The 25,364-nt window shown below is 63.2% G+C and carries 23 protein-coding genes; 13 read left to right on the plus strand and 10 right to left on the minus strand.

Going from position 1 to position 25,364, the window contains the following annotated elements; all coding sequences use genetic code 11:
- Positions 1–71 precede the first annotated feature (71 nt).
- The 3 genes from EN990_RS09085 to EN990_RS09095 all read left to right on the plus strand — a co-directional run bounded on the left by EN990_RS09085 (position 72) and on the right by EN990_RS09095 (position 3,131).
- Positions 72–1,514, plus strand: a complete 1,443-nt coding sequence (locus EN990_RS09085) for a GMC family oxidoreductase (protein WP_063169883.1) — start codon at positions 72–74, stop codon at positions 1,512–1,514.
- A gap of 13 nt (positions 1,515–1,527) precedes the next feature.
- Positions 1,528–1,977 carry a hypothetical protein gene (locus EN990_RS09090; RefSeq protein ID WP_013528107.1) on the plus strand — a complete coding sequence of 150 codons (450 nt, stop codon included), beginning with the start codon at positions 1,528–1,530 and terminating at the stop codon, positions 1,975–1,977.
- A gap of 74 nt (positions 1,978–2,051) precedes the next feature.
- Positions 2,052–3,131 (plus strand): glycosyltransferase, encoded by a 1,080-nt coding sequence (locus tag EN990_RS09095; RefSeq protein ID WP_064992952.1) that lies wholly within the window; start codon positions 2,052–2,054, stop codon positions 3,129–3,131.
- An 18-nt stretch (positions 3,132–3,149) separates the two neighbouring features.
- On the opposite strand, the gene EN990_RS09100 is transcribed toward EN990_RS09095, so the two are convergent.
- Both EN990_RS09100 and EN990_RS09105 read right to left on the minus strand, forming a co-directional pair.
- A complete protein-coding gene (locus EN990_RS09100) occupies positions 3,150–4,172 on the minus strand; it encodes a phosphoribosyltransferase family protein (RefSeq protein ID WP_013528105.1) in 1,023 nt (340 codons plus the stop codon).
- Between the two features lie 52 nt (positions 4,173–4,224).
- A complete protein-coding gene (locus EN990_RS09105; RefSeq protein WP_013528104.1) occupies positions 4,225–5,721 on the minus strand; it encodes a lipopolysaccharide biosynthesis protein in 1,497 nt (498 codons plus the stop codon).
- 185 nt (positions 5,722–5,906) lie between these two features.
- On the opposite strand from EN990_RS09105, the gene EN990_RS09110 reads away from it, so the two are divergent.
- From EN990_RS09110 to EN990_RS09135, 6 genes are all read left to right on the plus strand, one after another.
- Positions 5,907–7,079, plus strand: coding sequence for a glycosyltransferase (locus tag EN990_RS09110; RefSeq protein ID WP_127369356.1), 1,173 nt, complete (start codon positions 5,907–5,909; stop codon positions 7,077–7,079).
- A gap of 43 nt (positions 7,080–7,122) precedes the next feature.
- The gene (locus tag EN990_RS09115) at positions 7,123–8,115 is read left to right on the plus strand and encodes a glycosyltransferase family 2 protein (RefSeq protein ID WP_063173531.1); all 993 of its coding nucleotides are present in this window, start codon (positions 7,123–7,125) and stop codon (positions 8,113–8,115) included.
- A complete protein-coding gene (locus EN990_RS09120; RefSeq protein WP_127369355.1) occupies positions 8,115–9,065 on the plus strand; it encodes a glycosyltransferase family 2 protein in 951 nt (316 codons plus the stop codon). Before EN990_RS09115 ends, EN990_RS09120 begins: the two co-directional genes overlap by 1 nt.
- Positions 9,055–10,023, plus strand: coding sequence for a glycosyltransferase family 2 protein (locus EN990_RS09125; RefSeq protein ID WP_027164271.1), 969 nt, complete (start codon positions 9,055–9,057; stop codon positions 10,021–10,023). The genes EN990_RS09120 and EN990_RS09125 overlap by 11 nt, the downstream gene beginning before the upstream one ends.
- A 74-nt stretch (positions 10,024–10,097) precedes the next feature.
- Positions 10,098–10,994: a UTP--glucose-1-phosphate uridylyltransferase gene (locus tag EN990_RS09130; protein WP_013528099.1), complete on the plus strand. Its 897-nt coding sequence runs from the start codon at positions 10,098–10,100 to the stop codon at positions 10,992–10,994.
- Positions 10,995–11,229: 235 nt separating this feature from the next.
- Entirely contained in the window at positions 11,230–13,617 is a 2,388-nt protein-coding gene (locus EN990_RS09135; protein WP_127388287.1) for a polysaccharide biosynthesis tyrosine autokinase, read from the plus strand.
- Between the two features lie 65 nt (positions 13,618–13,682).
- On the opposite strand, the gene EN990_RS09140 is transcribed toward EN990_RS09135, so the two are convergent.
- From EN990_RS09140 to EN990_RS09150, 3 genes are all read right to left on the minus strand, one after another.
- The gene (locus tag EN990_RS09140; RefSeq protein ID WP_013528097.1) at positions 13,683–14,441 is read right to left on the minus strand and encodes a metallophosphoesterase family protein; all 759 of its coding nucleotides are present in this window, start codon (positions 14,439–14,441) and stop codon (positions 13,683–13,685) included.
- A 246-nt stretch (positions 14,442–14,687) separates the two neighbouring features.
- Positions 14,688–15,770 (minus strand): acyltransferase, encoded by a 1,083-nt coding sequence (locus EN990_RS09145; RefSeq protein WP_024501824.1) that lies wholly within the window; start codon positions 15,768–15,770, stop codon positions 14,688–14,690.
- A 113-nt stretch (positions 15,771–15,883) separates the two neighbouring features.
- Positions 15,884–17,791 (minus strand): propionyl-CoA synthetase, encoded by a 1,908-nt coding sequence (locus tag EN990_RS09150; RefSeq protein WP_127368594.1) that lies wholly within the window; start codon positions 17,789–17,791, stop codon positions 15,884–15,886.
- A 143-nt stretch (positions 17,792–17,934) separates the two neighbouring features.
- Here EN990_RS09150 and EN990_RS09155 point away from each other — a divergent pair, with 143 nt between their 5' ends.
- From EN990_RS09155 to EN990_RS09170, 4 genes are all read left to right on the plus strand, one after another.
- Entirely contained in the window at positions 17,935–18,747 is an 813-nt protein-coding gene (locus tag EN990_RS09155; RefSeq protein ID WP_164753479.1) for a DUF2259 domain-containing protein, read from the plus strand.
- A 442-nt stretch (positions 18,748–19,189) separates the two neighbouring features.
- The gene (locus EN990_RS09160; protein WP_032898709.1) at positions 19,190–19,477 is read left to right on the plus strand and encodes a PqqD family protein; all 288 of its coding nucleotides are present in this window, start codon (positions 19,190–19,192) and stop codon (positions 19,475–19,477) included.
- Complete coding sequence (locus EN990_RS09165; protein ID WP_013528092.1) at positions 19,477–19,911, plus strand: lasso peptide biosynthesis B2 protein; 435 nt, start codon at positions 19,477–19,479, stop codon at positions 19,909–19,911. The genes EN990_RS09160 and EN990_RS09165 overlap by 1 nt, the downstream gene beginning before the upstream one ends.
- Positions 19,908–20,885 carry a hypothetical protein gene (locus EN990_RS09170; protein ID WP_013528091.1) on the plus strand — a complete coding sequence of 326 codons (978 nt, stop codon included), beginning with the start codon at positions 19,908–19,910 and terminating at the stop codon, positions 20,883–20,885. Before EN990_RS09165 ends, EN990_RS09170 begins: the two co-directional genes overlap by 4 nt.
- Positions 20,886–20,892: 7 nt before the next feature.
- On the opposite strand, the gene EN990_RS09175 is transcribed toward EN990_RS09170, so the two are convergent.
- The 5 genes from EN990_RS09175 to EN990_RS09195 all read right to left on the minus strand — a co-directional run bounded on the left by EN990_RS09175 (position 20,893) and on the right by EN990_RS09195 (position 25,359).
- Positions 20,893–21,873 (minus strand): nucleotidyltransferase family protein, encoded by a 981-nt coding sequence (locus EN990_RS09175; protein WP_224618437.1) that lies wholly within the window; start codon positions 21,871–21,873, stop codon positions 20,893–20,895.
- 100 nt (positions 21,874–21,973) lie between these two features.
- Positions 21,974–22,960, minus strand: a complete 987-nt coding sequence (gene dhaK / locus EN990_RS09180) for a dihydroxyacetone kinase subunit DhaK (protein ID WP_063173532.1) — start codon at positions 22,958–22,960, stop codon at positions 21,974–21,976.
- A 92-nt stretch (positions 22,961–23,052) separates the two neighbouring features.
- On the minus strand, positions 23,053–23,475 hold the full coding sequence (locus EN990_RS09185) for a hypothetical protein (RefSeq protein WP_013528088.1): 423 nt from the start codon (positions 23,473–23,475) through the stop codon (positions 23,053–23,055).
- A gap of 11 nt (positions 23,476–23,486) precedes the next feature.
- Positions 23,487–25,073, minus strand: a complete 1,587-nt coding sequence (gene ptsP / locus EN990_RS09190) for a phosphoenolpyruvate--protein phosphotransferase (protein ID WP_127384624.1) — start codon at positions 25,071–25,073, stop codon at positions 23,487–23,489.
- The gene (locus EN990_RS09195; RefSeq protein WP_013528086.1) at positions 25,057–25,359 is read right to left on the minus strand and encodes an HPr family phosphocarrier protein; all 303 of its coding nucleotides are present in this window, start codon (positions 25,357–25,359) and stop codon (positions 25,057–25,059) included. The genes ptsP and EN990_RS09195 overlap by 17 nt, the downstream gene beginning before the upstream one ends.
- Between the last annotated feature and the right edge of the window lie 5 nt (positions 25,360–25,364).

Below are 25,364 nucleotides of genomic sequence, written 5' to 3' on the forward strand. Positions count from 1 at the left end.
TGCAAGACTGGTCCGCACACGGCCTGCGGACGCTGGGGCTGAGCGCGTATTTCTGTGTGGAGTTGTAGCTGATGGTGCTGGACGTAAAGCCGGAGCAAATCACCAAGGATCATTTCGATCTCGTCGCGATCGGTTCCGGCTTCGGTTCGGCCTTCTTCCTGCATGAGTTCGCCAGGCGCCGAAAGGCGCGCATTCTGGTGCTGGAGTGGGGACGCCACAACACCCATGAATGGCAGCTCGAACAGAACGTCAACACCGACATCGAAGACGAGACGACCTACAAGACCAATTCCGACAAGCCGTGGAACTACACGATCGGACTGGGTGGCGGGACGAATTGCTGGTTCGCGCAGACGCCAAGATTTCATCCCAATGATTTCCGGCTGAAAAGCACCTACGGCATCGGTAATGACTGGCCGATCAGTTATGACGACGTCGAGCCGTTCTACTGCGACGCGGAAGACATCATGTCGATCTCCGGCGACCCCGACATGGCGGCGATGCTGCCCCGCTCGAAGCCGTTTCCGCAACCGCCGCATCGCATGTCGACACCGGACAGGATGATGAAGGCGGCGCAGCCCGACCAGCACTTCGTCATGCCAACCGCGCGGGCTCGCGTGCCGACCGCGCAGCGCAGCTCGTGCTGTGCCAATCTGCGTTGCTGGCTGTGCCCGGTCGACGCCAAATTCACCGTCAACAACGGGTTGATGCACGTCTTCGAGCATCCCGACATCTCGGTCTGCCTCGGTGCGGAAGTGCGCCGGCTCGATCACGTCGGCGGTGCTGTCCGTTCGGTCACGTTCAGCCATGACGGCAAGGAATACCAGGTCAGCGGCGATCTCTTCATTCTCGGCGCCAATGCCATCCAGAGTGCGGCGATCATGCTGCGATCCGGCCTGGGCGGCGAATTTGTCGGCAGCGGCCTGCATGAATCCTACGGCTGGAATTTCGAGGTCTATCTCGACGGTGTCGACAATTTCGACGGCAGCACCATCACAACCGGCCTGAATTTCGGCCTCTATGATGGTCCTCACCGATCGGAGCATGCGGCGGCACTGGTCTATTTCGAGAACCGCTGGCAGCACGGAATGCGTGCCGAAAAGGGGCGGCTACGCCAGGCGCTGCCGTTGGTCGTGGTCACCGAGAACCTGCTCGACCCCGAGAACTACGTCACGCTTGACGCGGATGACAATGCCTTCGTCAGCTTCAAGGCGCCATCGGACTACGCGGTGAAGGGCATGGCGCGCGCTCTGGAGAAATTGCCTGACCTTCTGGCGCCGCTGCCGGTCGAAAAGCTCTTCGACCGCGGCATTCGGCCGACCGAATCGCACGTCCAGGGCACGCTGAGGATGGGCACCGGCCCGGCCGATTCTGTGGTCGACAGCGGCATGATCCACCATCAGCTCAGAAACCTGGTCGTCGTCGGCACCAGCACCTATCCGAGCTGCTCCTGCGCCAACCCGAGCCTGACCGCGGCAGCGCTGTCCTTGCGGGCGGCGAGCCGGATCGCGTGAAAGGAGGTATCGCATGATCGAGATTTCCAGACGCTCGGCCCTGGCCGTCTTGGCTGGCGGAGTGGTTTCGACGGGGGTCGCCTACGCCACCGTTTCCTCCTTCTCGGACGAGGATCTGGTGCGCGTCACGCTGGAAAAATACCTTGGCAAGTTGAACATCCGCATCGAGCATCTGCAGCAGTTCGTGCTGGCGTTCCGCGACAGGAATCCATGGAACTTCCCAAGCGAAAAACTGAGTGACGCCGTCACCCTGGTGGAGGAGCTCAAACTGGGCGCCGCGCGTCGCTTGCTGCCCCGGCGGAAGCGGGAAGATCTGCTGCATTTCGACCGCTGGGTCGTCGCCGAATTCCATATGCTGACGGACTACGCCTGGCGCAGTTCGCCCAACGACCCGATCCGGTTTACCGGCTGGCAATCCTGTACCAATCCCTTCGCCAATCTGGAGCCGCCGAAACTTGCCTGACGTCGAAAGCGAGGCGGCGGCCTTTGCCTGTTGTCTCCGAGCAAGGAATACGAGATGCGACAAGGAGCCCGATCATGAAAGTTCTCTTTGCAGGCGGCAACGGCTACCCGCCCGAGTTCAGTGGCGGCGTTCAGTCGAGCACGCATCATCTGGCCGAACAGTTGATCGAGCACGGTCATGAAGCCGCTGTGCTCGCCGCCCTGTTCGGTGACGGTGTCTTCGGCTTCAAGGCGCGCGCCAAGATGAAGCTGTTGCGGCAGCCGGCGGTTGTCGACAGCTATCCCGGCTATCCGGTGGTGCGGGCCTGGTTTCCCTGGGAAGCGGCGGGTTATGCCGTCGACAGGCTGAAGCCCGATGTCGCCGTGGTCCAGTGTCACAAATCGGTTCCGATCGGCAAGGCGCTGCAGGCGGAGGGCGTGCCTCTGGTCGTTTATCTCCGCAATGTCGAGTTCCATGAACTGGGCGGCGATCTGCGCGAATTGCATTCGGCGCTCTACATTGCCAATTCGGATTTCACCGCGCGAACCTACAAAAAAGAATTCGGCATCGAGGCAGCAGTGATCCCGCCAACCATCAACCCGGCGCATTACTCGACGCCGACGACGGGCCAGTTCGTCACGCTGATCAACCCCTATGAGGAAAAGGGATTTGAGCTCGCGGTGCGGATTGCCGGCGCCTGCCGCGAAATTCCATTCCTGTTCGTCGAAAGCTGGAAGCTCGACGACGATCACCGGGCGCGGATCGAACAGACGATCGCTCCCTTGGGCAATGTCGTCCTGGAGAGCCGCACCAGCGACATGAAGACGGTCTATGGCCGCACGAAGATCCTGCTTGCTCCCAGCAAGTGGGAAGAGGCGTGGGGCCGCGTCGCTTCGGAGGCCCATTGCAGCGGAATCCCCGTTATCGGTTCGCGGCGCGGCGGTCTGCCCGAGGCTGTCGGCTCCGGTGGCGTGGTGCTGGATTACGATGCTCCGCTGGCCGATTGGGTCGCGGCCGTCAGGCGGCTGTGGAGCGACAACCAGGAATATGACCGGCTTTCCAGTCTCGCTCGCAGCTTCGCCGGGCGCCCGGAACTCGATCCCGATCGCCAGTTCATCACCTTCTTCTCGATACTGGACAGGGCCATGCAGCAGCGCGCGCGACAGGCGGCCTGACGACGCCGCCTGAGCAGGTCAGGCTGGACGCTTGACCCGGCTTTTCAGCGTCTCGTAGCCGCGGGCGCCAAGCAGTGCGCGGGCAATGGTCTTGGCGGCGCTCTTGCGGCCCTCTTGCGACTTGATCTGCCGCAGCCTTGCCGGCAGGTTGCGGGCCGCCTGGCCAAGTGCCGGCAGCGACAGCGCGTCGGGGAAGCTGACCATATGCGTTTCGACGCACAGCACCGGCTTGCCTGACAGTTCGGTGATCTTCAGCGCCTGTTCGTGCTCGCTCTCGATGAACAGGATGGCATCGGACTTGCGGTAGAAATCGGCCTTGAAACTGCCATGCGCGCCGAGTCGTTGCCGTTCCGCCTTGCTCGGCAGATCGAGCATGATCAGCTGGTCGTATTTGATTTCATGCTTGGCGAGCCATGCCTCGGTGAGCGCGCGGTATTTCTCCAGCCGGCTGGTGACCAGCCAGCCGATCCTGTGGGTCGCGACATGGAGCGGCCGCGCTTCGCTGAGGAATTTCTCATAGGCCGGGCCGTCGTCGTTTTCCGCCTCTGTCGGGTCGAGGCACAGCACGCCGTCAATGTCGACGCAGCATTGCGCCAGGAATTTGTGATGCATGAAGTTCCACTGGAACATGCGCGGATGCGGCACGACCTCGAAGACGAGGTCGGTTTCCTGGTGCAGGGGCTCAAGGCCGAACACGGCGGCAAAGGTGAAGTCCGCCTCGATGCCCGCAGCCTGGATGCGGGCGCGTGCGTCGCGCATGGCATTGCCGCCGGCGACGCTGTCGTCGATCACCAGCACCTTGCGCATCTCGGAAACCTTGCGGTCGAGAGCGGCCCGGCGCTTGGTGACGCCTGATGTGTAGATTCGCCCAGCCAGGAAGCTGTCGAGATCGGTCATCGGAATGTTCGCCGCAAGGCTGACCAGCGTCGCTGCCAAAACGCCGCTTCTCGGCACACCGACGACCAGGTCGATGTCGCGCGGCAGCCGGTGCAGGCCCCTGACGATGGCGTCGTTCATATCGGAGATCGATCGGTAGTGCATGGTTCAGACCTGGTCCTGGAGGAGATGTCCGTAGCAGTCGAAGACGCCCAAATTATTGCGCTTCGCGCGGCGCTGCCGCAGGCAGCCTTGCCGGCAGCATCTTGAGCGCCTCGCGCAAGGCTTCGCGGCCGGAGGCGAATGCCAGTGCGATGATGATCGTGATGAGGTAGGCGAACACGGCGCTGCTGGCCAGGGCGACGACATGCTGCTGCGGCAGCGCTGGCTTGACGAACCAGATCGCGGCCAGCGCCAGATGGGCGCCAAGCACGAACGGCGTTGCCGCGCGCAGCACATGATGCGCCTGCAGCGGTCCGCTCTTGCCGACATAGAGCCATAGGAAAGGCGTCCGCAGATATTCGCTGATCGCATAGGCGATCGCCACGCCCAGCGCGCCATAGGGCAGGCCGAGCATGAAAGCCAGCACCGACGTTACGGCCGTTATGATGCCCCAGCGCATGAAATCGCCGGAGCGGCCCTGGCTGACGAAAAGCCACCCCGCCGGATTGTTGAGCGGCTGCAGCAGCCCGGCAAAGCCGAGCGCCAGGAAAATCGAGGCGCTTGCGCGCCATTGCTCGCCGAGCACGAAGGGGATCAGCACATCCGACATCGCGGTGGCGAAGGCGACACCGGGAAGCGCCACCAGCAGGATCAGCGGCATGACGCGCAGATAGGCGCTGCGGTAGCGATCCGGCTCGTCCTTCAGCCTGGAAAGTGCTGGAACCATCACCTTCGACAAGGGATTGGTGATCTGGCTCAGCGGAAACAGAAGCAGCTTGTAGGCGCGGTCATAGAGGCCGAGCTGCGCCTCGCCCCAATATTTGCCGATCAGCACGTTGTCGAGGTTGCGGGCAAAGAAATTGGCGAAGTTGAAGCCGGTGATGCCGGCGCCGAAATTGATCAGCTCGCCGATGCCGGCGACCTTGCGCGGCAGGCCCGGACGCCAGCGCGAACTCGCCCAGTAGCAGAGCGTCGGCAGCACGGCACCGGTCAGCGTGCCGGCAAACAGGGCCCAATAGGAGCGATCGATGAAGGTCCAGGCGATCGACACGGCAAGCCCGGCGATGGCGCTGGCGACGTCGATGACGGCCAGCCGGCCGAACTGCATACGGCGCGTCAAGAGCGCCAGATGCTGGGCGCCAAGCCCATAGGCCATGATCTGCAGCCCGAACGCAGCCACCAGACCTGTCACGCGCGGCTCGCCATAGAAGGCAGCAACCAGCGGCGCCGCACCCGCAAGCACGCAAGCCAGGATCGCGCTGACGGCGACATTGATCCAGAAGAGGTAGTTCACCTCCTCATGCCGGATGCCTGATTTCTGGATCGTTGCCTGGGTCAGGCCGAAATCCTGGAACAGTGCGATAAAGGCAAGCACCGGCGCGCACATCGCCACGACACCGAAATCCTGTGGCGACAACAACCGGGACAGGACGATAACCGACAGAATCTGTGTCGCGACCCGCACCGATTGCGCCATGGCCGTGACGACCGCGCCGCGCCCAACCGATTTGCGCAAGGAGCCTTCTGGCGGATCGAATGCATTGGCTTCCAAATTCAGGATTCCTGATTTTTTACGTGGATTTTCGAGCCCGAAAATCCACGACCGCCGCCGACCACAAACTACGGCAATAATTTTGCAGTGCAACAGAAAACGTCGATTGGTGCAGCAAAAATGTTGCGATGCAGCAAGAGCTGTACTAGCATTCCCTCGGGTGGGCCAACAGCGGTCGAGTTTTTATGCTGCATGTCTTGTACCTAGTGCACGACGTTTCCGACCCGGCGGTGCGCCGGCGGATCACGATGCTCAGGGCAGGTGGGGCCCAGGTCACCTTGGCCGGATTCCGTCGCACCGCGAATCCGATTGCGGATATCGAGGGACTGCGCCCGATCGACCTCGGCGGGACGCGTGACGGGCGATTCGGCCAACGCCTCGCGGCCGTAGCCAAAGCAGCCGTTTCGATAGGCTCGAAGCTGGGCGGCATGCCAAAGCCGGATGTCATCGTCGCGCGCAACCTGGAAATGCTGGCGCTTGCCCGCCGCGCCAGGTCAGCCTTCGGTGCATCGGTTCCGATCGTATACGAGTGCCTCGACATTCATCGGCTTGTGCTGCGCAACGATGTCCTGGGCAAGGCGCTGCGTGCCACCGAACGATTTCTGGCCAGGGATGTGAAGCTGCTGGTGACCAGTTCGCCTGCCTTCATCGCCAATTATTTCAAGCCGTTCGGCCAGGTCGCGGCACCCATTGAGCTGGTCGAAAACAAATATTTCGAGGCCGCGACGATTGTGCCCGGCGCTCCGGAGGCTGAATTGAGCCCGGTCGGCCCGCCATGGCGGATCGGCTGGTTCGGCGCGCTGCGCTGCCGCCGCTCGCTCGAGCTGCTGGCTGATTTCTCCCGCCGCACGGAGGGCCGCTTCGAGATCGTGCTGCGCGGCCGTCCGGCTTTGTCGGAATTCCCTGACTTTCACGGCTTTGTCGAGGCCGAGCCATGGCTGTCGTTTCTCGGGCCCTACCGCAATCCGGAAGACATGGCGGCGATCTACAACGATGTCCATTTTTCCTGGGCGATCGATTTCTTCGAAGCGGGGCAGAACTCCGAATGGCTTCTGCCCAACCGGCTCTATGAGGGTTGTCGTTTCGGCGCGGTGCCGATCTCGATGGGCAATACCGAGACCGGGCGGTTCCTCAAGCAGCAGGATATCGGCGTGCTGTTGCCGCAGGCGTCGCCCGAAGCGCTCGAAGCCGCGCTAGGCAAGATGGAGGAGCATCGCTTCGCCAGGCTGAAGGGGCGTGTTCTGGCGCGCAACCCGAGAACCTGGAGCTACGATCGCAGCGATTGCCGTGCGCTTGTCGAGCGGCTGCGCAGCCTGACGGCCGTGCCCGGTTCGTTTGCCGCCGAGGCATTGGCTTAGGATGGCCGGGAATGGACAGGGGCAAGATGGACAGAGGTTGATGATGCAGACGGAAAAACCCTCATCCAGCCTGATCGTCATCCCATGCCTGAACGAAGCCGCCCATATCGGTGCGCTGCTCGATCAATTGCGGCCCGCGGCCGCCCGGCTTGGCGCCCGGATCATCGTCGCCGACGGCGGCAGCACCGACGGCACGCTTTCCATCGTAGACGACGTCATTGCCAGGGACCCGCGGGTTATCCTGCTCCACAACAAGCGGCGTATCCAGAGCGCGGCGATCAATCTCGCCGTCGGTACTTTCGGCGATGGTGCCGACTATCTCATCCGCATCGATGCGCATGGCGGTTATCCCGACGATTATTGCGACCGGCTGGTCGAGGAAGCCCTGGCTACATCAGCGGATTCGGTTGTCGTTTCGATGCTGACCAGCGGCAGCGGTGCCGTGCAGAAAGCGGCGGCCGCGGCGCAGAACTCCAAGCTCGGCACCGGCGGCTCGAAGCATAGGCATCTTTCGCAGGGACAGTGGATCGATCACGGCCATCATGCACTGATGCGGATATCGGCGTTCGGTGCCGTCGGCGGCTATGACGAAACGTTCAGCCACAACGAGGACGCCGAGCTCGATTATCGCCTGCGCAAGGCCGGCTACAAGATCTGGATGAGCGGCAAGACGCAGATGGTCTACTACCCGCGTGCCTCGCTCTCAGGCCTCTATTTCCAGTATCTCGGCTACGGTCGCGGGCGTGCCAAGAATGTACTGAAGCATCGCGTCATCCCGAAGGTGAGGCAGATGGTGCCGCTGCTGGTGTTCCCGGTGGTGCTGCTGGCGGCCTTCTCCTTCGTGCACTGGCTGGCGGCGATGCCGCTGCTGCTGTGGGCGTCGGTTTGCCTGGGCTACGGGCTAGTGGCGGCTATCCGCCAGCGCAAGGCCGACGTTGCGCTGGCCGGTGTCTCGGCCATGGTCATGCATCTTGGCTGGTCGGTCGGCTTCTGGCTGCAGCTTCTCGGCCTCGGCTCGCGACGAGGAGTGGCCTGATGGCGGTGTCGGCAAAGGACCGCAGCATCGACATCGGCGTCTGCACGTTCCGCCGGCCGGAACTGGCCGACACGCTGCGCTCGCTCGACGCCATGGAGATGCCGGTGGGATTCGATGTCCGCATCGTCGTCGCCGACAATGACGACACCCCATCGGCCCGTGACCTGGTGGCGGCGCTGTCGCGGGAATTGACGGTGCCGATCCACTATCAGCACGCCCCGGCGCGCAACATCTCGATCGCCCGCAACGCCTGCCTCGATGCGAGCACCGCGGATTTCGTCGCCTTCATCGATGACGACGAGACGGCCACGACGCCATGGCTTGCCGAACTGGTCGCGATGGCGCAGCAAAGCGGTGCCGCCGCCGTGCTCGGCCCGGTCAGGGCGCGCTATCGCCCGGACGCGCCGGACTGGATGCGGCGCGGCGATTTCCATTCGACCTTGCCCGTCTGGGTGCGCGGCGAGATCCAGACCGGCTACACCTGCAACGTTCTGCTGCGGATGGGCTCGGACAGCCTGCGCGGCCGCCGCTTCAGCCTGGCGCGTGGCCAGACCGGCGGCGAGGACACCGAATTCTTCGACCAGATGCACAAGGCAGGCGGCCGCATCGCCTTCTCGCCCGAGGCATGGGTCGAGGAGGTGGTGCCGCGCTCCAGGGCGGCATTCGATTGGCTCGGCCGCCGCCGCTTCCGCGTCGGCCAGACGCATGGCCATCTCCTGGGCAGCAGCGCCAGCGGAATCGGTCTGGCCAAGCAGGTCGGCCTGGCCTCGGCAAAGGCCATCTATTGCTTCGCCTCGGCACTTCCGGTCGTCGTCAGTCCGGTACGCAGGAACCGCAGCGTGCTGCGCGGCATTATGCATCTTGGTGTCGTCAGCGGCCTCGTCGGCATCCGCGAAATCCGCCTCTATGGCCAGCCGTCGCCACAGCAGGGAGGCAAGCGTGCAGCCTGACGTCAGCTCTATCCCCGATGTTTCCTTCGTTATTGCCGCCTACAATGCCGAGACGACCCTTGATCGGGCGATCGCCAGCGCCATCGCCCAGAAGGGTGTCAGCGTCGAAATCATCGTCGTCGACGACAAGTCGCGCGATGCGACGCTCGATGTTGCGCGGGCCTATCCCGGGGATATCGTCCGTGTCATCGCCCTGCCAAGCAATCGCGGCCCGGGCGGCGCCAGGAATGCCGGCCTCGATGCCGCCCGCGGCAGATGGATCGCGGTTCTCGATTCCGACGACGCGGTCTTTCCCGGCCGGCTCGCCAGGATGATCGCGCGTGCCGAAAGCGCGGATGCCCAGATCGCCGTCGACAATCTGCAGGTCGTTCGCGAGGACGGCGTTATCGAGGACGCGATGTTTCCGCGGCAATATCTGGAAGGCTTGCGCGAGATTTCGCTGGCCACCTACATCGCCGGCAACGTCGTCTTCGAATCCAAGTTCAACCTCGGCTACCTCAAGCCGATCTTCCAGCGCGAGTTCCTGAACGAAAACCGGCTTCGCTATGACGAGAAGCTGAGGATCGGCGAAGACTACATCCTCTTTGCCGCCGCCCTGGCCAACGGCGGAAAATGCGTCGTCGAGCCTGATATCGGCTATGCCTACCATATTCGCAGCGTCTCCATTTCGCGCGTGCTCGAGCTTCACCACGTCGAAGCCATGCGCAGGGCGGATGCCGTGTTCGCTCAAACCCATCGGATGGATGAGGCCGCGCAGGCCGCGTTCGCGCGGCGTGGCCGCAGCCTGCGCAAGGCGGCATCGTTTCTGTCACTGGTACAGCACATCAAGGCGCGGTCCCCGCTCAAGGCGATCCGGACTGCGCTCAGCGACCCGGCGGCGGTCAGGCATATGGGCATGCCGATCGCCGTGCGGTTGCGAAGAATGGCGGCACAATTTGCCGTCGGGGCGGGGAGGTGAAGATGCAGGCACATGGAGGGAATTTTCGTGGCCTGTGAACGGATTGAAGTCGATCTCCTCAGAAGGAATTTGCGATGAAGAAAATCAGGAAGGCCGTGATACCGGTGGCGGGGCTTGGAACGCGGTTCCTGCCGGCGACCAAGTCGATGCCGAAGGAAATGCTTCCCGTCGTCGACAGGCCTGTCGTCCAATATGCGGTGGACGAGGCCTTCGAGGCGGGCATCGAGCACATCGTCTTCGTGACCGGTCGCAACAAGGCGGTGATCGAGGACTATTTCGACCTGCATCCGGAATTGATCGGCACCCTGGAGCAGACCGGCAAGAAGACCCAGCTGGAGGCGCTCGAAAGCATGCTGCCTGTGGCCGGCGCCACCAGCTTCATCCGCCAGCAATCCCCGCAAGGCCTCGGCCATGCCGTCTGGTGCGCGCGCGAGGTTATCGGCAACGAGCCCTTCGCCTTGCTGCTGCCGGACATGGTGTCCTTCGGCGGTCGCGGATGCCTCGCCGAAACCGTCGAGCTTTATGAGCGCACGGGCGGCAACGTAATCGCCGTCGAGCGTTGCGAACCCAGCGAGACCAACAAATATGGCATCGTTGGCCGTGGCGCCGAGATCGGCGGCGGTTTCGAGGTGACGGCCATGGTCGAGAAGCCGGCGCCGGCCAATGCGCCTTCGAATTTCTACATCAACGGCCGCTACATCCTGCAGCCGGAGATTTTCGCGCTCCTGGGCAATCAGCAGCGCGGCGCCGGCAACGAGATTCAACTGACGGATGCCATGGTTCGTCTGTCGAAGGATCAGCCGTTCTTCGCCCAGCCTTTCCTCGGCCGCATGTTCGACTGTGGTTCCAAGGAAGGGTTCATCCAGGCCAACATCGCCTTCGCGCTGGCGCGCGACGACATGAAGGGTCCGGTTTTCGAGATGCTTCAGGAGTTCGTCCGGTCGCATGAACGCCAGGAAGAAGCCGCATAATGCCCATCTTTCGGGAGTATCGTCAGATGGCCGGCGAAGAGGGGCCGGCAGGTTCTCTCCGTCTGGCACGACGCTTGCATTGCTCTGGCGATGCTCCCGATCTTCGAGGCGCCTGCAAGCCAAGGCATGATCCCTGAAAGTGGGTCCCGGTTTCCGGAAAAGATCATGTTGAAACAGTAAGATAGAGCCAATTGCGATCAATCGGAATAGGACCGGCTCTAGAATTGGACCGAAGATGAATTATGCCAACTTTCCTCTCGACAAGAGGATGCCATTGCCGAATTCGGACGCAGGAGACGGCGAAGACTTCATCGATATCGAGCGGCTGCTTGGCATGGCCGCACGGCAGGCCAAGGTGGTTGCCGTGTGTGCCGTCATCGGTCTCTTCCTGGGCCTGCTCTATTTGCAGACAACGCCGCCCAAATATCAGTCGATCGCCAGCGTGCTGATCGACGAGGGCTTGAACAAGATCGTCGACGACATTTCGGCGACGTCGACAACCATGCAGACCGATTCCGCCATCCTGAGCCAGATCGAGATCCTGACCTCGACGCGGCTTGCCGCCGTGGTCGTCGACAAGCTGAAGCTCGACCAGAACGACACGTTCATGAATCCGCCCCAGTCGGCGCTTGCCCAAGGCATAGGCCTCATCCGCAGCCTGATCCAGTATGTCCGCCCCAGCTCTTCCATGCCGGGTGGCGCTGACTTCAGCAAGCTCGACCCGGCCGCCCGCGATGCGCTGATCGCCACGTCGCGCCGCGACTACGCGATCCTCAAGCTGCAGAACGAGATCCGGGCGGAACGCGTCGGCCGAAGCTACGTCATCGCGCTCGGCTATCAGGCGACGGATCCGGCCTTGGCAAACGCCATCACCAAGGCCTATGCCGATGCCTATCTCGCCGATCAGCTCGATGCCAGCTTCGATGCCACCGAGCGGGCTGCGGTCTGGCTGCAGGGCCGGTTGACGGAGCTGCGCCAGAGCTCGCAGGCAGCTTCGCTCGCGGTTGAGAAATTCAGGGCTGAACATGGGCTGGCGGCCAACAGCGATGGCCAGCTGATGAGCGACAAGCAGCTTTCCGACCTCAACGCCCAGCTTATCGTGGCGCAGGCCGACACCGCACGCGCCAGCGCCCGCTACCAGCAGTACAAGGCCATCGTCGACAGCGGCTCCGAAAACGCTTTCAAGGATGCCGCCATATCGAGCGACCAGCCAAGCAGCTCGGTCATATCGGCGCTCAAGACCCGCTACCTCACGGTGGCCAAGCGGCTGCAGGACGTCGAGGCGAATTTCGGCCCCGAGCACCCGCAGGCGGTGGCTCTCTCCAAGGAGAAGGCCGACATATCGACGCAGATTTTCGGCGAGCTGAAGCAGCTGACCGAAAGCTATCGCAACGAATATGAGGTGGCGCAGGCACGCGAGACCGCGCTCAGGGCCAACGTCGCGGCCGCGCAAGGCAAGAGTTCCGTCGACAACCAGACGCAAGTCAAGCTGCGTGAACTCGATCAGCAGGCGACGGCGCTCACCACGCTCTATCAGACATTCCTGGGTCGTTACGAGGAAGCCGCGCAGCAGCAGTCCTTCCCGGTCGGCAAGATCCGCATCATCTCCGACGCGTCGATGCCGATGACGGCCTCAAGCCCGCGCACCATCGTCGTGCTCGGACTTTCGCTGGTGCTTGGCCTGCTGATGGGCGCCGGCTTTGGTGGCCTGAACGAGTTTAACGAACGCTTCTTCAGGACCGGCGAGGACGTGCGCGACCGCGTCAACCTGAAATTCCTCGGCTACCTGCCGACGATCGGCGGCAAGCTCGGCAAGGAAGAAAAGCCGGGCGAGACCCAGGTGGACGCCAAGACCACCCAATCGCTGTCTTCAGCCGAAAAGCGGGCGCGCATGCGGGTCAGCATCGATTCTCCAGCCTCGATGTTCTCCGAAACGCTGCGCAGCGCCAAGATCGCCTTCGACGTCGTGATGGAAGGGCAAGGCAGCCGCGTCATCGGCATCATCTCGGTGCTTCCCGGCGAGGGCAAGTCGACGGTCGCGGCAAATCTCGCCAGCTTGCTTGCCGCCAATGGCTCCAAGACGCTGCTGATCGACGGCGACTTGCGCAATCCCGGCCTCAGCCGAGGCCTTGGCATGGAAACCGAGCAGGGCTTGATGGAAGCGGTGGTCGGCGGCCAGACCTGGCAGTCCGTCGGCAAGATCGACAGGCAGACGAAGCTGGCGATCATCCCGGCGGTGCTGCGCGGTCACTTCTCGCATACCAGCGAACTTCTCTCCTCGGCCGGCATGCGGCGCTTCATCGAGAACGCCAAGGAGACGTTCGAATACATCGTCGTCGATCTGCCGCCGCTCGGACCGGTGGTCGACGCCAAGGCCTTCGCGCCATTGGTCGACGGTTTTGTACTGGTCACCGAGTGGGGGCGCACCCCGCGCGCGATGGTCAGGTCGATGCTGGAATCCGAACCCTATGTCGCCAACAAGATCGTCGGCGCGGTGCTGAACAAGGTCGATTTGAAGAAACTGGCCAAATACGGATCGTTCGGCGGCTCGGAAAAATTCTTCGATAAATATTCGAGCTACTATCTGGAAAAGTCGGAAGTGCGCGGCAAGGCGCCGGTCTGACGTCGAGTGGGTCCACTCTGAAGTGTATCGATCTTCAGGCCAGCACACCTGAATATCGTTGCGCGTCAGGAGAAGATCAGCCTGCCTTGCTTGTCGGCGATCCTGACGGCGGTCAGGCGTCCGCTCTGGAAGGCGGCCGTGTCGATGCCGAGCCGGCGCCCTTCGAGCTTCGGGACATCCACCGGCGTATGCCCGTGCACCACCCAGCGGTCGAGCAGGTGCGTTGCCTCGAAGAAGTCCGAACGGATGTTGATCAGGTCATGGTCGGTTTGCGCCGCAAGGTCGACGCCGGGCCTGATGCCGGCGTGGACAAACACGAACTTCCGCGAACGGACCATGATCGGCAGCCCGCGCAGGAAGCTGACGTGATCGTCCGGAATGATCTCCCTTATGCGCCGGTCGATCTGCGCGCTGCTCCCGTAGAGGCTGGTGAGGCGCGCCGGATCGATGCCATAGGAAAACAGGGTTTGCAGGCCGCCCGTCGCCAGCCAGGGTTCGCGGGACAGATTTCCGTCGAGATAGTTCAGCATTGCCACTTCGTGGTTGCCCGCAAGGCAAATGCGCTGAAATCCTTTCGGCGGCGGCGCCAGGAGATGATCGAGCACCCGCGCCGACTGAAACCCCCGGTCGATGTAGTCGCCAAGCATGACGATGATCTTGCGGCTCTGGAAGCGCAGCGAATCGAGCAGGATCTTCTGCTCCAGCGCGCGGAGTTCCTTGTAGCAGCCATGCACGTCGCCGATCGCATAGACGACAGCGTCCTGCATGTCGATATCGAGGCGCGGACGCGCCGCGATGCGGGGTTTTCGCTGGAACAGGGTCACGTGCCGGGCGTCTCGAGGCAAGCTCTCATGCCGAAGGCATAAGTGCCTGTTATCATGCCCGAAACGAAGAATTCCGCAATCGTGGAAAATGTAGCTGCGCCGGGTCGGCACCGCCAATGCATGTCGCTCGGAAGTGAGCTCCGTTTTGGGAGAGCGATCCGTGGAACAAAGGCCTGGAGTGGGCCTGAATCCGCTCAGGCGCGACATGCTTTAGGTCGGCGGCCGGGCCGGTCTGCCGGACCGTCGTCAGGCTGCCTTGAGCCGATAACGGAAAACGGTATGGTCGAGCAGCAGCCGGATGCGTGGTTCGGCCTCGGTCGCCACTAGCCAGCTTGCCGCGATCATCGTCGCGCCGACGACCGCCATCGAGAACAGATGCGGCAGACCGGCGCGGACCAGGATGCCGAGCAGGGCCGCGCCGACGACATCGTGCAGCAGGTAGAGCGGATAGGTCATCAGCCCGATCCGGCGCCAGCCGCTCCAGGAGAGGTCGAGCCGCAGCGACCACGCCATCAGCGCGATGCCTATGAGGAAGATGAGGATCGGCGGGGCGAAGGGCATATCACGCCCGACCTTCAGGATATGAACGTCGACCGAACTGGCGATCTGCAGCACGCCACCGGCCAGGAACAGGGCGCAGAAGGCTAGGCGGGCGGCTGTCACCGCCTTGAAGCGCATCAGCCACAGCATGACGCCGGTGGCGAAGAACACGCCGTGATGCACCAGAAGCAGGTCGAGCGTGCGTGTTTCGGCAAGGTCGGCCCAGTCGAGCGGGTAGTAGAGGCACCAGAACAGCGCGCTGACCAGGCCGATGGCGAGGGCCACAATTTCCATTAGATGGAAGCGGCCGAGCCGCAGCAAGGTCCAGACGACGGCATAGAAGGCGATCTCGATGCCGAGCGTCCAGTAGACGCTGTCCACCCATGGCGCGTAAGGGGCGAACAGGCCGGTGCGGACGAGCCTGACGACGGCATCGGTCGGCCAGCTGAGGCCGACGATCAAAAGCACCGCCGCAGTGACCGGCGCACAGATCCACACGGCCGGCGCCAGCCGTTTCACCCTGGCTTCGAAAAACCGCAGGGGTGTCGACCTTTCGGCGCTGAAGGCGATGACGAAGCCGCTGATGACGAAGAAGATCTGGACGCCGACCCAGCCGGATTCGACCCAGGCGCCTATTGCCGGCTGCGGGGGAACGCCGCCCGTGGCGCGCGCCGAAACACCGTCAGGATACGCCCACACCCAGAAGCCATAGTGGTAGACCATGACCATGACGGCGGCGAGAAAGCGCAGGATGTCGACGCCGCCAAATGTAATCTTCTGCTGAGCCATGCGACCTTTGTCGATGGCCCCCCGCGAACGACTTTAGGGTGCATTGCTGCGTCGCACAATAAAAGTATTGCTTGCCGATCGAAAAGGTCGTCCGCGGCCCACCCTTCAGTGGCTCAAAGTCCGATTCCGCGCTCCTTCAGCGCCGCAGTGATCTCGTCGAGGATGACCGGATCGTCGATGGTTGCCGGCATGGCCCATTCCTCCTTGTCGGCGATCTTCTGCATGGTGCCGCGCAGGATCTTGCCCGAACGCGTCTTGGGCAAGCGCTTGATCGTCACCACCGTCTTGAAGGCGGCGACCGGGCCGATGCGTTCGCGCACCAGGCCGACCACCTCGTTCTCGATGGAGCCGATATCGCGGGTCACACCCGCATTCAGCACCACGAAGCCCAGCGGAACCTGGCCCTTCATGGCGTCGGCAATGCCGATGACCGCGCATTCGGCGACATCGGGATGGGCCGAAAGCACCTCTTCCATGGCGCCGGTCGACAGGCGGTGGCCGGCGACATTGATGATGTCGTCGGTGCGGGCCATGACGTAGAGATAGCCGTCCTCGTCGACCATGCCGGCATCCGCCGTCTTGTAGAAGCCGGGGAACTCGTCGAGATAGGCCTGGCGGAACCGTTGATCGGCATTCCACAGCGTTGGCAGGCAGCCGGCCGGCAGCGGCAGTTTGATCACCACATTGCCCAGCGTGCCGCGCTGCACCTCATGGCCAGCATCGTCGAGAACGCGGATGTCGTAGCCGGGCATCGGCACACCGGGCGAGCCGTATTTCACCGGCAGCAGGCCAAGGCCGGCGGGATTGATCGTCATCGGCGAGCCGGTCTCTGTCTGCCACCAATGGTCGACCACAGGCACATTCAGCTTCTGCTCCGCCCATTTGATGGTTTCCGGGTCGGCGCGCTCGCCGGCAAGAAACAGCGTGCGGAACTTCGAGAGGTCGTGTTTGGCAATGAACTCGCCCTTCGGGTCCTGCCCCTTGATGGCGCGGAATGCGGTCGGCGCGGTGAACAGCGCGACCACGCCATGCTCCGCTATCACCCGCCAGTAGGTGCCGGCATCGGGCGTGCCGACAGGCTTGCCCTCGAACAGGATGCTGGTGCAGCCATGCAGCAGCGGTCCGTAGACGATGTAGGAATGGCCGACCACCCAGCCGACATCGGATGCCGCCCAGAACACCTCGCCCGGCTTGACGCCGAACTCGTTTTCCATCGTCCATTTCAGCGCGACCATATGGCCGCCATTGTCGCGCACGATGCCCTTGGGCTGACCGGTCGTGCCCGATGTGTAGATGATGTAGAGCGGATCGGTGGCAAGCACCGGCACGCAATCGACATTGGCGCCCGCTGCCCGTTCGCGGGCGACGGCATCGGCGTAGTCGATGTCGAAATGCTCCTTCAACTCGCAGCGCAACTGGTCGCGCTGCAGGATCAGGCAGGCGTCCGGCTTGTGGCGGGAGATCTCGATCGCCTTGTCGAGCAACGGCTTGTAGGCAACGACGCGGCCTGGCTCCAGGCCACAGGATGCCGAAATGATCAGCTTCGGCCTGGCATCGTCGATGCGGGTGGCAAGCTCATGCGAGGCGAAGCCGCCGAAGACCACCGAATGCACCGCGCCGATGCGGGCGCAGGCGAGCATGGCGATGGCCGCCTCGGCCACCATCGGCATGTAGATGATGACGCGGTCACCCTTGCCGATGCTGCGGTTCTTCAGCACCGAAGTCAGCGCGACGACCTCGCGCTTCAGCTCGGCATAAGTGAACTTTTTCACGGTTCCGGCAATCGCACTGTCATGGATCAGCGCGATCTGGTCGGCGCGGCCGCCGGCGACGTGGCGGTCGATGGCATTGTAGCAGGTGTTGCAGGTGGCGCCGGTGAACCAGCGGCCATAGACACCGGCATTGGCGTCGAACACCTTGTCCCAGGGCGAATACCAGTCGATGGCGCCGGCCGCATCCGCCCAGAATTGTTCCGGATCGCGTTTCCAGCCTTCATAGACCTCGTGATAGCGTGAAGCCATCCATACCTCCCCGGGAAATGTTTTTCTTCCTTCCAGATAGCGCGCTCTACCCTTGGCCGCAAATCCACGCCATTGTGACGACGGCATCGACCTGGCGCTTGGGGGCAAGCAGCTATGAACTGCGAGACGGGACTGGGGTGGTGATGTCTGCTGCTGTTCGGATCATCGGGCGCTTTTCGCTATCGTCGGTCATGGGCGCCGTACTTGCTATGTCCACCGGAACCGCTGAAGCCGGCGATGCCGCGGCACGGCACATCATCGGCTTTTCGCCGGATGGCGCTTATTTCGCCTTCGAGCAATATGGAACGCTCGACGCCGGCGCCTCGGACTCCGGCTGGTCTGAGATCGACATCATCGATACCCGTACGGATCGGTTCGTTGGCGGTAAGCCGATCCTCGTCGTCGATGAGACGGAGGAGGCGACACTGACGCTGGAGCAGGCGAGGGCGCAGGCCGCCGCTCAGGCGGCGCCCATTCTCGCCCATTATGCAATCACATCCCCAGCCGAGCAGACAGCGTCCGACAAATTCACCTTTCCGGGTGAAATGGTTGCCTACAACGACATCTCCCGCCTCGAACAGGTGTCGCAGAAATGGCTGTCGCCGCTCCATGGCGAAACGGGCGTTTCGACCATCCAGCTCGACGAGATCCTGGCAGCCAGCACGAGCGATTGTTCGGCGAGTTTCGCAACGACGGAGCAGCGCGACACATCTGGCAAGGCACTCGGCTTCCGGCTGACGCTGCAAGGCCAGGACGGCAAGCCGTTCAAGATCCTGCACGAGGACAAGACCGTGCCGGGCTCAAGAAACTGCCCGACCTCCTACAGCCTGTCGGAATCCTACGAACTTACCCCGGCCGGCAAGCCGGCGGTAATTGTCGTGCTGGTGCAGCGTTTCAGCCAGGGTTTCGAGGGGCGCGATCGCCGCTTCCTCGCAGTGACCGGGCAGCCACGCTGAGAGGTCACGCCCAAGCGCCGGCAGCCGCTCTGTCTCAAGGTTGTTTCTAGATCGGCAGGGCCACAAGCATGAGGCCAATGCCGCCAGCGATCAAAATGGCTGTCGCCAGCGCTTTTCTATGACGTTCGAAGCTCGTCGGAGCTCGCTCCCAATTGTAACGCATACGCTATCTCCCCAATACCCAGGCAGGTTTTACCTTACTTAGGGGAAGAAATGCAACGTCCGCTGCCGGCAGCCCGCTGTTTGTCACGTTTCATCGATGACTATTTCTGGGCCGAATGCGGCCGGGAAGACGCAACCGAGCAGGTTCTAACGCGACTGGCGCGGAGAATCTGTCAGCAAGGCCGTTGGTCCCCTGAACTGGGCTCCCGTGATCGGCCGATAGACAGCGCTCCACCTCCGCGCTATCTGATTTCCGGGATGAGCATGGCTTGGAGGGGGCGTGGTGGAAATAGTCTCTGGAACCGTTCTGCGGCTGGCCGAGGATGCCTCGGTGCAGCATGTGGGCGATGGCGCAGTCGTGCTTTTGGCGCGCAGCGGCCAGCTCTATACATGCAACGGCACGACCGAAGCCTTTCTCGACAAGGTGGACGGCGCGCGCAACCTCGACCAGATCGTCGACCTGCTTTGCGAGGAGTTCGAGGTCGACAAGGGGACGCTCGATCAGGACATGGCGGCACTGGCCACGGATCTGATCTCGGAAGGTATCCTCGCCGCGCCAGGTGCTTGATGGCTGACGGCCCGCTCCTGCGCGCTCTTTTTCGCTGCCATCTCTGGGCGAGCGCGCGGCTGATGCCGGTCCTTGTCACCAACCGGAGCTTCGAGGAGGTGCTCAAATGGGCGCCGCTCGCCTCGTCGACGCCCTATCGCGGTCTGGCGTCCGCCTACATCGTCGCGAGCGTCAACCGCACGGTCCGCCATCCCTGGCTGATGCGTGACCGCAGGTGCTTGAGGGAAGGTCTGCTCGGTCATCGTTTCCTGCGACTAGCCGGCTTCGATCCGGACCTGCGCTTCGGCGTCGAACCGCAGTCGATGCAAGCGCAGCGTCTATCGGCGCATTGCTGGGTCTGCCTCGACGGCAAGCCGGTGGTCAGCGACAAGCTTCCCGGCATGGTCGAGATCTATCGTCATCATGCCGATGCCGTAAAGGCGCGTCCCGCTTGACCAGACCTTCAGCCTGCTATGGCCTCAACGGCCTGATCCTTGGCATATCGGCCGAGCGCTCCGAGCTGTGGCAGGATTTCGACCGGATGCTGGGCAGCCTGCGCATAGAGGAACCCGTCGCGCCGGACTTTCGTCTTGAGATCACCGAAACAGACACGCTGGACGAGACACCCAATGGATCCCTGGTCTTCGATGGCGAGGTGCCGGAGGATGGTCCCTGCCGGATGATCGAGGATGGCGGCATTGTCCATCTGGTCTTTCCCGGGCGCCAAACCGTTGCGATCAATGGTGGGGAAGGTTGGGCCGAACTCCGGATTAGCACCGGTACGAAAGCCGCCTGGACGCCGTCGATGTTGGTCCTGGATGCCGCGCTCGACGCCGGTGGCCAGCATATGCTGCATACGGCCGGGCTGACCTTGCCTGACCGCGATGCGGTGGTGCTGATCCACGCCCCGAGCGGCACCGGCAAGACCACGACGTCGCTGGCGCTGGCAACACAGGGCTTTGGCCTCTGCTCCGACGACGCCATGATCCTGAATGTCGCTTCGGGCAAGGTTGTAGCCTGGGGCTTGCCGCGCGCCGTCAAAATCCACCGGAAGACTGCCGAAATGATCCCGCAGGTGGCGCCATGCCTTGGCCAGACGTGGGATCGCAACGGCGAACAGCCGGTCTCGTTAGAACGGTTGGGCGGTATCATCCGGGTGGAAAACGCATCCGCCCGGCCGGTGGCGGCGCTTCTGCACCTGGCGCGTTCCGCCGACGGGCAGACCCGGCTCGTCGCCATGGCCAGGACCGACGCGATGGTGGCGCTGGCAGTCGACAATGTCCGCACCGGCATGACCGGGCTGCTGCCGATGCAGAAGCGCAGGCTGGCGACCATCGCCGGGCTGGTCAATGCGGTGCCGACCTTCCAGCTCGAAGTAGGCGCGCGCCCGGCTGACGCTGCGGCGCTGATCCGCGGCACCCTGGATTGACGTCAAGTCAGGCTACTTGCGGCCTGGCCTTGGCCAATCTCTGAATCCACCGGAAGGCGTCGCGGCGCAGGCGTGAGCCCAGTCTGTCCCTGGAATTGACGCCAAGCAGCGTATTCGTTGTGATCAACCGCCTGGCCAGCCGTATGGAGAGGTCGGGCTTGATGCGGCCGGCGAGTTCGAGCGCGCGGCTCTCGTCGAACAGCTGGCCGGTCACATTGAGCACGATTGCCAACTCCAGTTCGATGCCGGTCATACGGGCAGCGTCGAACAGGCGTGCTTCCGCTTCGGGTGATTGCAGCGCCCGCACGCCTTGCAGCACGTCGACGCAAAGCTGCAGGCGGTGGAATTTGTGGCCGCCGGCGGCGTGCACGATGGCGATCGTTAGAAGAGCCGCCGGCGTGTCCGTGGCTTCGCCGTCGATGGCGCGCAATTCAGGGAAACCCAGCGACAGGCGCCGCCGCATGCCGGTGTCATGCACGAGGTCGCCATGCAGTTCGACCAGCAGGCTGGAATTCTCTTTTTCCAGCCATTTGAATTCCTGCAATTCGTAGGATTCGGCCTCGTTGCTGCCAAGCTCGAAGCCGCATGCCGCGATCACCTGGTTTGCCCTGGCCAGATTGGCGGGTTCGACCAGGATGTCGATGTCGGTGAAGGGCCTGTCGGCGACGTTGCGGTAGAGCTTTCGCGCGAAGACGGGTCCCTTGACGATCCGCGCCGGAATATTGTCCGCCGCCAATCCCTTCATGATGCGGTCGCCATGATACTTCAACAGCATCGACTGGCCGGTGGCGATCGTTGCCTTCTGGCGCAGATCCTCCAGCTTGCCGTGCAGGTCGGCATCCGCTGGCAGCCGCGCGTCCCCGCTGAGCTTGCGCAACATGATCGGCAGCACGCCGTGAAACTCGGCATTGTCGAGCAGCGCCGTCAGCGTCTTTGCCGACAAATCTTCGCCGCCTGCCGCCGCCTCGGGGTCAGCGAAGCGCAGCAAGAGTCTTTCTTCGGCGGAAGTAAGCGGTGGCAGCATCAACCCAGCTAGCATTGCGAGCAAGTCAGGAATGGTTGCAGAAAAGCCTAATGTAAGCCAGCTTTTACATGCCCCAGCGCAGCGCCGCAGTGTGTACCGGCGCGTCCCAGAATGCGGTCGTCTCGTCGTCGAGCATGGTCAGCGTGATCGAGCAGCCGGCCATATCGAGCGAGGTGACGTAGGAGCCGACCAGCGAACGGGTCACCGTCACGCCATGCTTCTCGAAGATTAGCCGTGCGCTGTTGTACATCAGATAGAGTTCCATCAGCGGCGTGCCGCCGAAGCCGTTGACGAACAGCAGCGCCGGGCCTTTCGCTTTGTCGCCGAGATCGCCGAGGATCGCGGCGCAAATCTCCTGCGCGATCGCATCGGCGCTTTTCAGCGCATCGCGCCGGCGGCCGGGCTCGCCATGGATGCCGACGCCGAACTCCATCTCGCCGTCGCCGATATCGAAAGTCGGCTTGCCCGCCGCCGGCACGGTGCAACTGGTCAGCGCCACGCCCATCGAGCGGGTAGCAGCGTTGACGCGGTCGCCAAGCGCCTTCAGCGACGCCAGAGCCAGGCCGTGTTCGGCCGCCGCGCCGACGATCTTTTCCACCACCAGCGTGCCGGCGACGCCACGCCGGCCCGTCGTATAGGAAGAATTCTCGACCGCGACATCGTCATTGGTCACGATCTGCTGGACGCCTTCCGACATTTCGGCCGCCATCTCGAAATTCATGACGTCGCCCTCATAGTTCTTGACGATGAACAGGCAGCCGGCGCCGGTGTCGACGGCCTCTGCCGCCGCCAGCATCTGGTCCGGTGTCGGCGAGGTGAATACCTGGCCGGGGCAGGCGGCGTCCAGCATGCCGTGACCGACAAAGCCGCCATGCAGCGGCTCGTGACCGGAACCGCCGCCGGAGATCAGCGCCACCTTGCCCGGCCGCAAGGTCTTTCGGCGGATGAATTTGTGCGCGTCGCCGAGCACGAGGATGTCGGCATGGGCGGCGACGAAGCCGTCGAGGCTTTCGGTCAGCACCGTGTCCACCGAATTGATAAACTTCTTCACGGCCGTCTCCTCCCGAAATAGGCCTTCCAAAGCAATTCCAGGAAAAGTGTATCGCGGTTTTCCGTCCGGAATTGCGTAAAACAAGAGTTCGATCAGCCACTCTTGCCGGTGATGCTGGTGATCTTTTGGATAAAATCGTTCACCGCCTTATCGAGCGCGGCGTTCTGCTTGTCGTCGCCGAAATCCGGCACGATCAGCGAGACATGCCGCGTCTTGCGCATGCCTGATGCGATCGACATCTTGCCTGGATGCGCCTGGTGATAGGCGGCGAGAAACTGGTCGCGCTCGGCCGGGCTGAAATGGCAGACGGAAAATATAGCCGGCAAATGTTTTGACGGAATCGGGATCGAATAGGCAGGACTGGAAATCTGCGTGACGAAGCTGCGGTGCTTGCCGAGCGCATCGGCCAGGCGCTGGCGCATACCGGACGGGCGCTGGTCGATGACCTGCGACAGGATCGTCTTGTAGGCGCGGATCGCCTCTTCGGAACCGGGTTCGGGTGTCCTGTCGACCATGCCGGCCGCGCCTAGACAGAAACGTCCGCGACGGCCGCCTTGGCCATGGCGAGTTGCGCCGGCGCGACGGAAAGATCGCGCAGGCCGGCCTCGATCAGTGACGGGATCGAGGCTGGATCGCCGGCTGCATCGCCGCACAGGCTGACCGGGATCTCTTCCCGCTGGCCAAACGCCGTCACGGCAGCGATCAGCCGCAGCACGGCCGGATGACGGACCGAATTGAGATGCGCCACGGCAGCGTTGTCGCGGGCGGCCGCCATGACATACTGGGTGAGATCATTGGAGCCGATCGAGAAGAAGGCGGCATCGGTAAAGGCTTCCGGTACGATCGCCACCGAAGGCACTTCGACCATGATGCCGAGCGGCGGCATGTTGTGTGCGACGCCGCGTGCGGCAAGTGCAGTCTGCTCTTCGGCGAACATCGCCGCTGCCTGTCGGTATTCCTCCACAATGGCGATCATAGGGAACATCACTTTCAGGCTGCCATGGACAGCGGCGCGCAGCAGCGCCCGGATCTGTACACGAAACACCTCGGGTCTTGCCAGCGACAGCCTGATCCCGCGCAGGCCGAGAAACGGATTGCTCTCCTCGACCGTAAAGCCGGGCACCGGCTTGTCGCCGCCGGCGTCAACGGTGCGGATCGTCACCGGTTTTTCACCGGCCCACTCCAGCACCTTGCGATAGGCGCGATACTGCGTCTCCTCATCCGGCAGCGTCTTGCCGAACAGGAATTCGGTGCGCATCAACCCGACTCCGTCGCAGGTCGTAATGTCGATGAGGTCGACATCGGACGGGTCGGCGATGTTGACCTGCACGCGCACCGCCGTGCCGGCCTTGGTCACCGCCGGTCGCGCCAGGAACGTCCCGGCCCGGTCGCTGCGCGCCCGGAATGATGAGGACGATTGGCGAAAAGCAGCGATTTCAGTCTTGGAGGGTGACAGCACAATGCCGCCATGTTCGGCGTCGAGCAGCGCTGTGCCGGTTAGACGAGCCAGCGAAGTGCCCAACCCGACAACCATCGGCACGCCGCGCGAACGCGCCAGCATGGCGACGTGGCTGGCGGTGCTGCCCGCCTTCAGTGCGATGCCGCCGCCGCGGCTCCAGTCGGTTTCGAGAAAACGCGTCGGCGCGATATCCCAGCCGTAGAGGATGGCGCCGGTTGGCGCCTGGACGTCGCCATCCTCGGACAGCGCCCGCAGCACCTGGTCCCTGATATCGCGTATGTCGGCGGCCCGTGCGCGGAAATAATCCTGGTCTGAAGCGTCGTAGCCGGCAATCTCGGTATCAAGCGCTTGCCGCCAGGCTTTGTCGGCTGGCAGGCCGGTGCGGATCGCGGCAAAGGCCGGGCTGCTCAGCGCATCGTCTTGCAGCATGGCGATCTGAAACTCGAGAATGTCGGCGGCATCGCCCTCGGCCATCTCGCTCAATGCGGTGAGACGGCTTGTCGCGACGGCGATTGCGGCTTCGAGCGCGGCCTTCTCGTCGTCGGCTGTTTGTTTGCCGACATAGGATACGACAGTCTGGTCGAGGTCGAACAGTGGCCCCTCGGCATAGCCGGCCGACGCCGAAATGCCTTGCAGTCTAAGCGGTTCGGACATGGTCCGCGCCTTCGTCGAAATCGCGCCGCACCAGTTCGACCAACGCGTCGACGGCATCATTGGCGCCGTCACCGCTGGCCCTGATGTGCAGCACGGTGCCCTTCGGCGCCTTGGCCGCCATCACCTTGACGATGCTCTTGGCGTCGAACCATGGTCCATTGGCGGCGAGCGCGATCTCCACCTCGGCGGCAAAACTCTTGGCCAGCTTGGTGAACTTCACCGAAGGACGCGCGTGCAGACCCACCTCGTGGGTGATCACAACGGTCGCTTCGGCGGATGCGGACATGTCTT

The sequence above is a fragment of the Mesorhizobium sp. M7A.F.Ca.US.005.03.1.1 genome (assembly GCF_003997975.1).
Classification (GTDB): domain Bacteria; phylum Pseudomonadota; class Alphaproteobacteria; order Rhizobiales; family Rhizobiaceae; genus Mesorhizobium; species Mesorhizobium ciceri.

What these genes read in the sequence shown, in the direction of transcription:
- EN990_RS09085 (WP_063169883.1), top strand. Translation starts at nt 72, where the DNA reads ATGGTGCTGGACGTAAAGCCGGAGCAAATCACCAAGGATCATTTCGAT.
- EN990_RS09090 (WP_013528107.1), top strand. Translation starts at nt 1,528, where the DNA reads ATGATCGAGATTTCCAGACGCTCGGCCCTGGCCGTCTTGGCTGGCGGA.
- EN990_RS09095 (WP_064992952.1), top strand. Translation starts at nt 2,052, where the DNA reads ATGAAAGTTCTCTTTGCAGGCGGCAACGGCTACCCGCCCGAGTTCAGT.
- EN990_RS09100 (WP_013528105.1), bottom strand. Translation starts at nt 4,172, where the DNA reads ATGCACTACCGATCGATCTCCGATATGAACGACGCCATCGTCAGGGGC.
- EN990_RS09110 (WP_127369356.1), top strand. Translation starts at nt 5,907, where the DNA reads ATGCTGCATGTCTTGTACCTAGTGCACGACGTTTCCGACCCGGCGGTG.
- EN990_RS09115 (WP_063173531.1), top strand. Translation starts at nt 7,123, where the DNA reads ATGCAGACGGAAAAACCCTCATCCAGCCTGATCGTCATCCCATGCCTG.
- EN990_RS09120 (WP_127369355.1), top strand. Translation starts at nt 8,115, where the DNA reads ATGGCGGTGTCGGCAAAGGACCGCAGCATCGACATCGGCGTCTGCACG.
- EN990_RS09130 (WP_013528099.1), top strand. Translation starts at nt 10,098, where the DNA reads ATGAAGAAAATCAGGAAGGCCGTGATACCGGTGGCGGGGCTTGGAACG.
- EN990_RS09135 (WP_127388287.1), top strand. Translation starts at nt 11,230, where the DNA reads ATGAATTATGCCAACTTTCCTCTCGACAAGAGGATGCCATTGCCGAAT.
- EN990_RS09145 (WP_024501824.1), bottom strand. Translation starts at nt 15,770, where the DNA reads ATGGCTCAGCAGAAGATTACATTTGGCGGCGTCGACATCCTGCGCTTT.
- EN990_RS09150 (WP_127368594.1), bottom strand. Translation starts at nt 17,791, where the DNA reads ATGGCTTCACGCTATCACGAGGTCTATGAAGGCTGGAAACGCGATCCG.
- EN990_RS09155 (WP_164753479.1), top strand. Translation starts at nt 17,935, where the DNA reads ATGTCTGCTGCTGTTCGGATCATCGGGCGCTTTTCGCTATCGTCGGTC.
- EN990_RS09165 (WP_013528092.1), top strand. Translation starts at nt 19,477, where the DNA reads ATGGCTGACGGCCCGCTCCTGCGCGCTCTTTTTCGCTGCCATCTCTGG.
- EN990_RS09185 (WP_013528088.1), bottom strand. Translation starts at nt 23,475, where the DNA reads ATGGTCGACAGGACACCCGAACCCGGTTCCGAAGAGGCGATCCGCGCC.
- ptsP (WP_127384624.1), bottom strand. Translation starts at nt 25,073, where the DNA reads ATGTCCGAACCGCTTAGACTGCAAGGCATTTCGGCGTCGGCCGGCTAT.
- EN990_RS09195 (WP_013528086.1), bottom strand. Translation starts at nt 25,359, where the DNA reads ATGTCCGCATCCGCCGAAGCGACCGTTGTGATCACCCACGAGGTGGGT.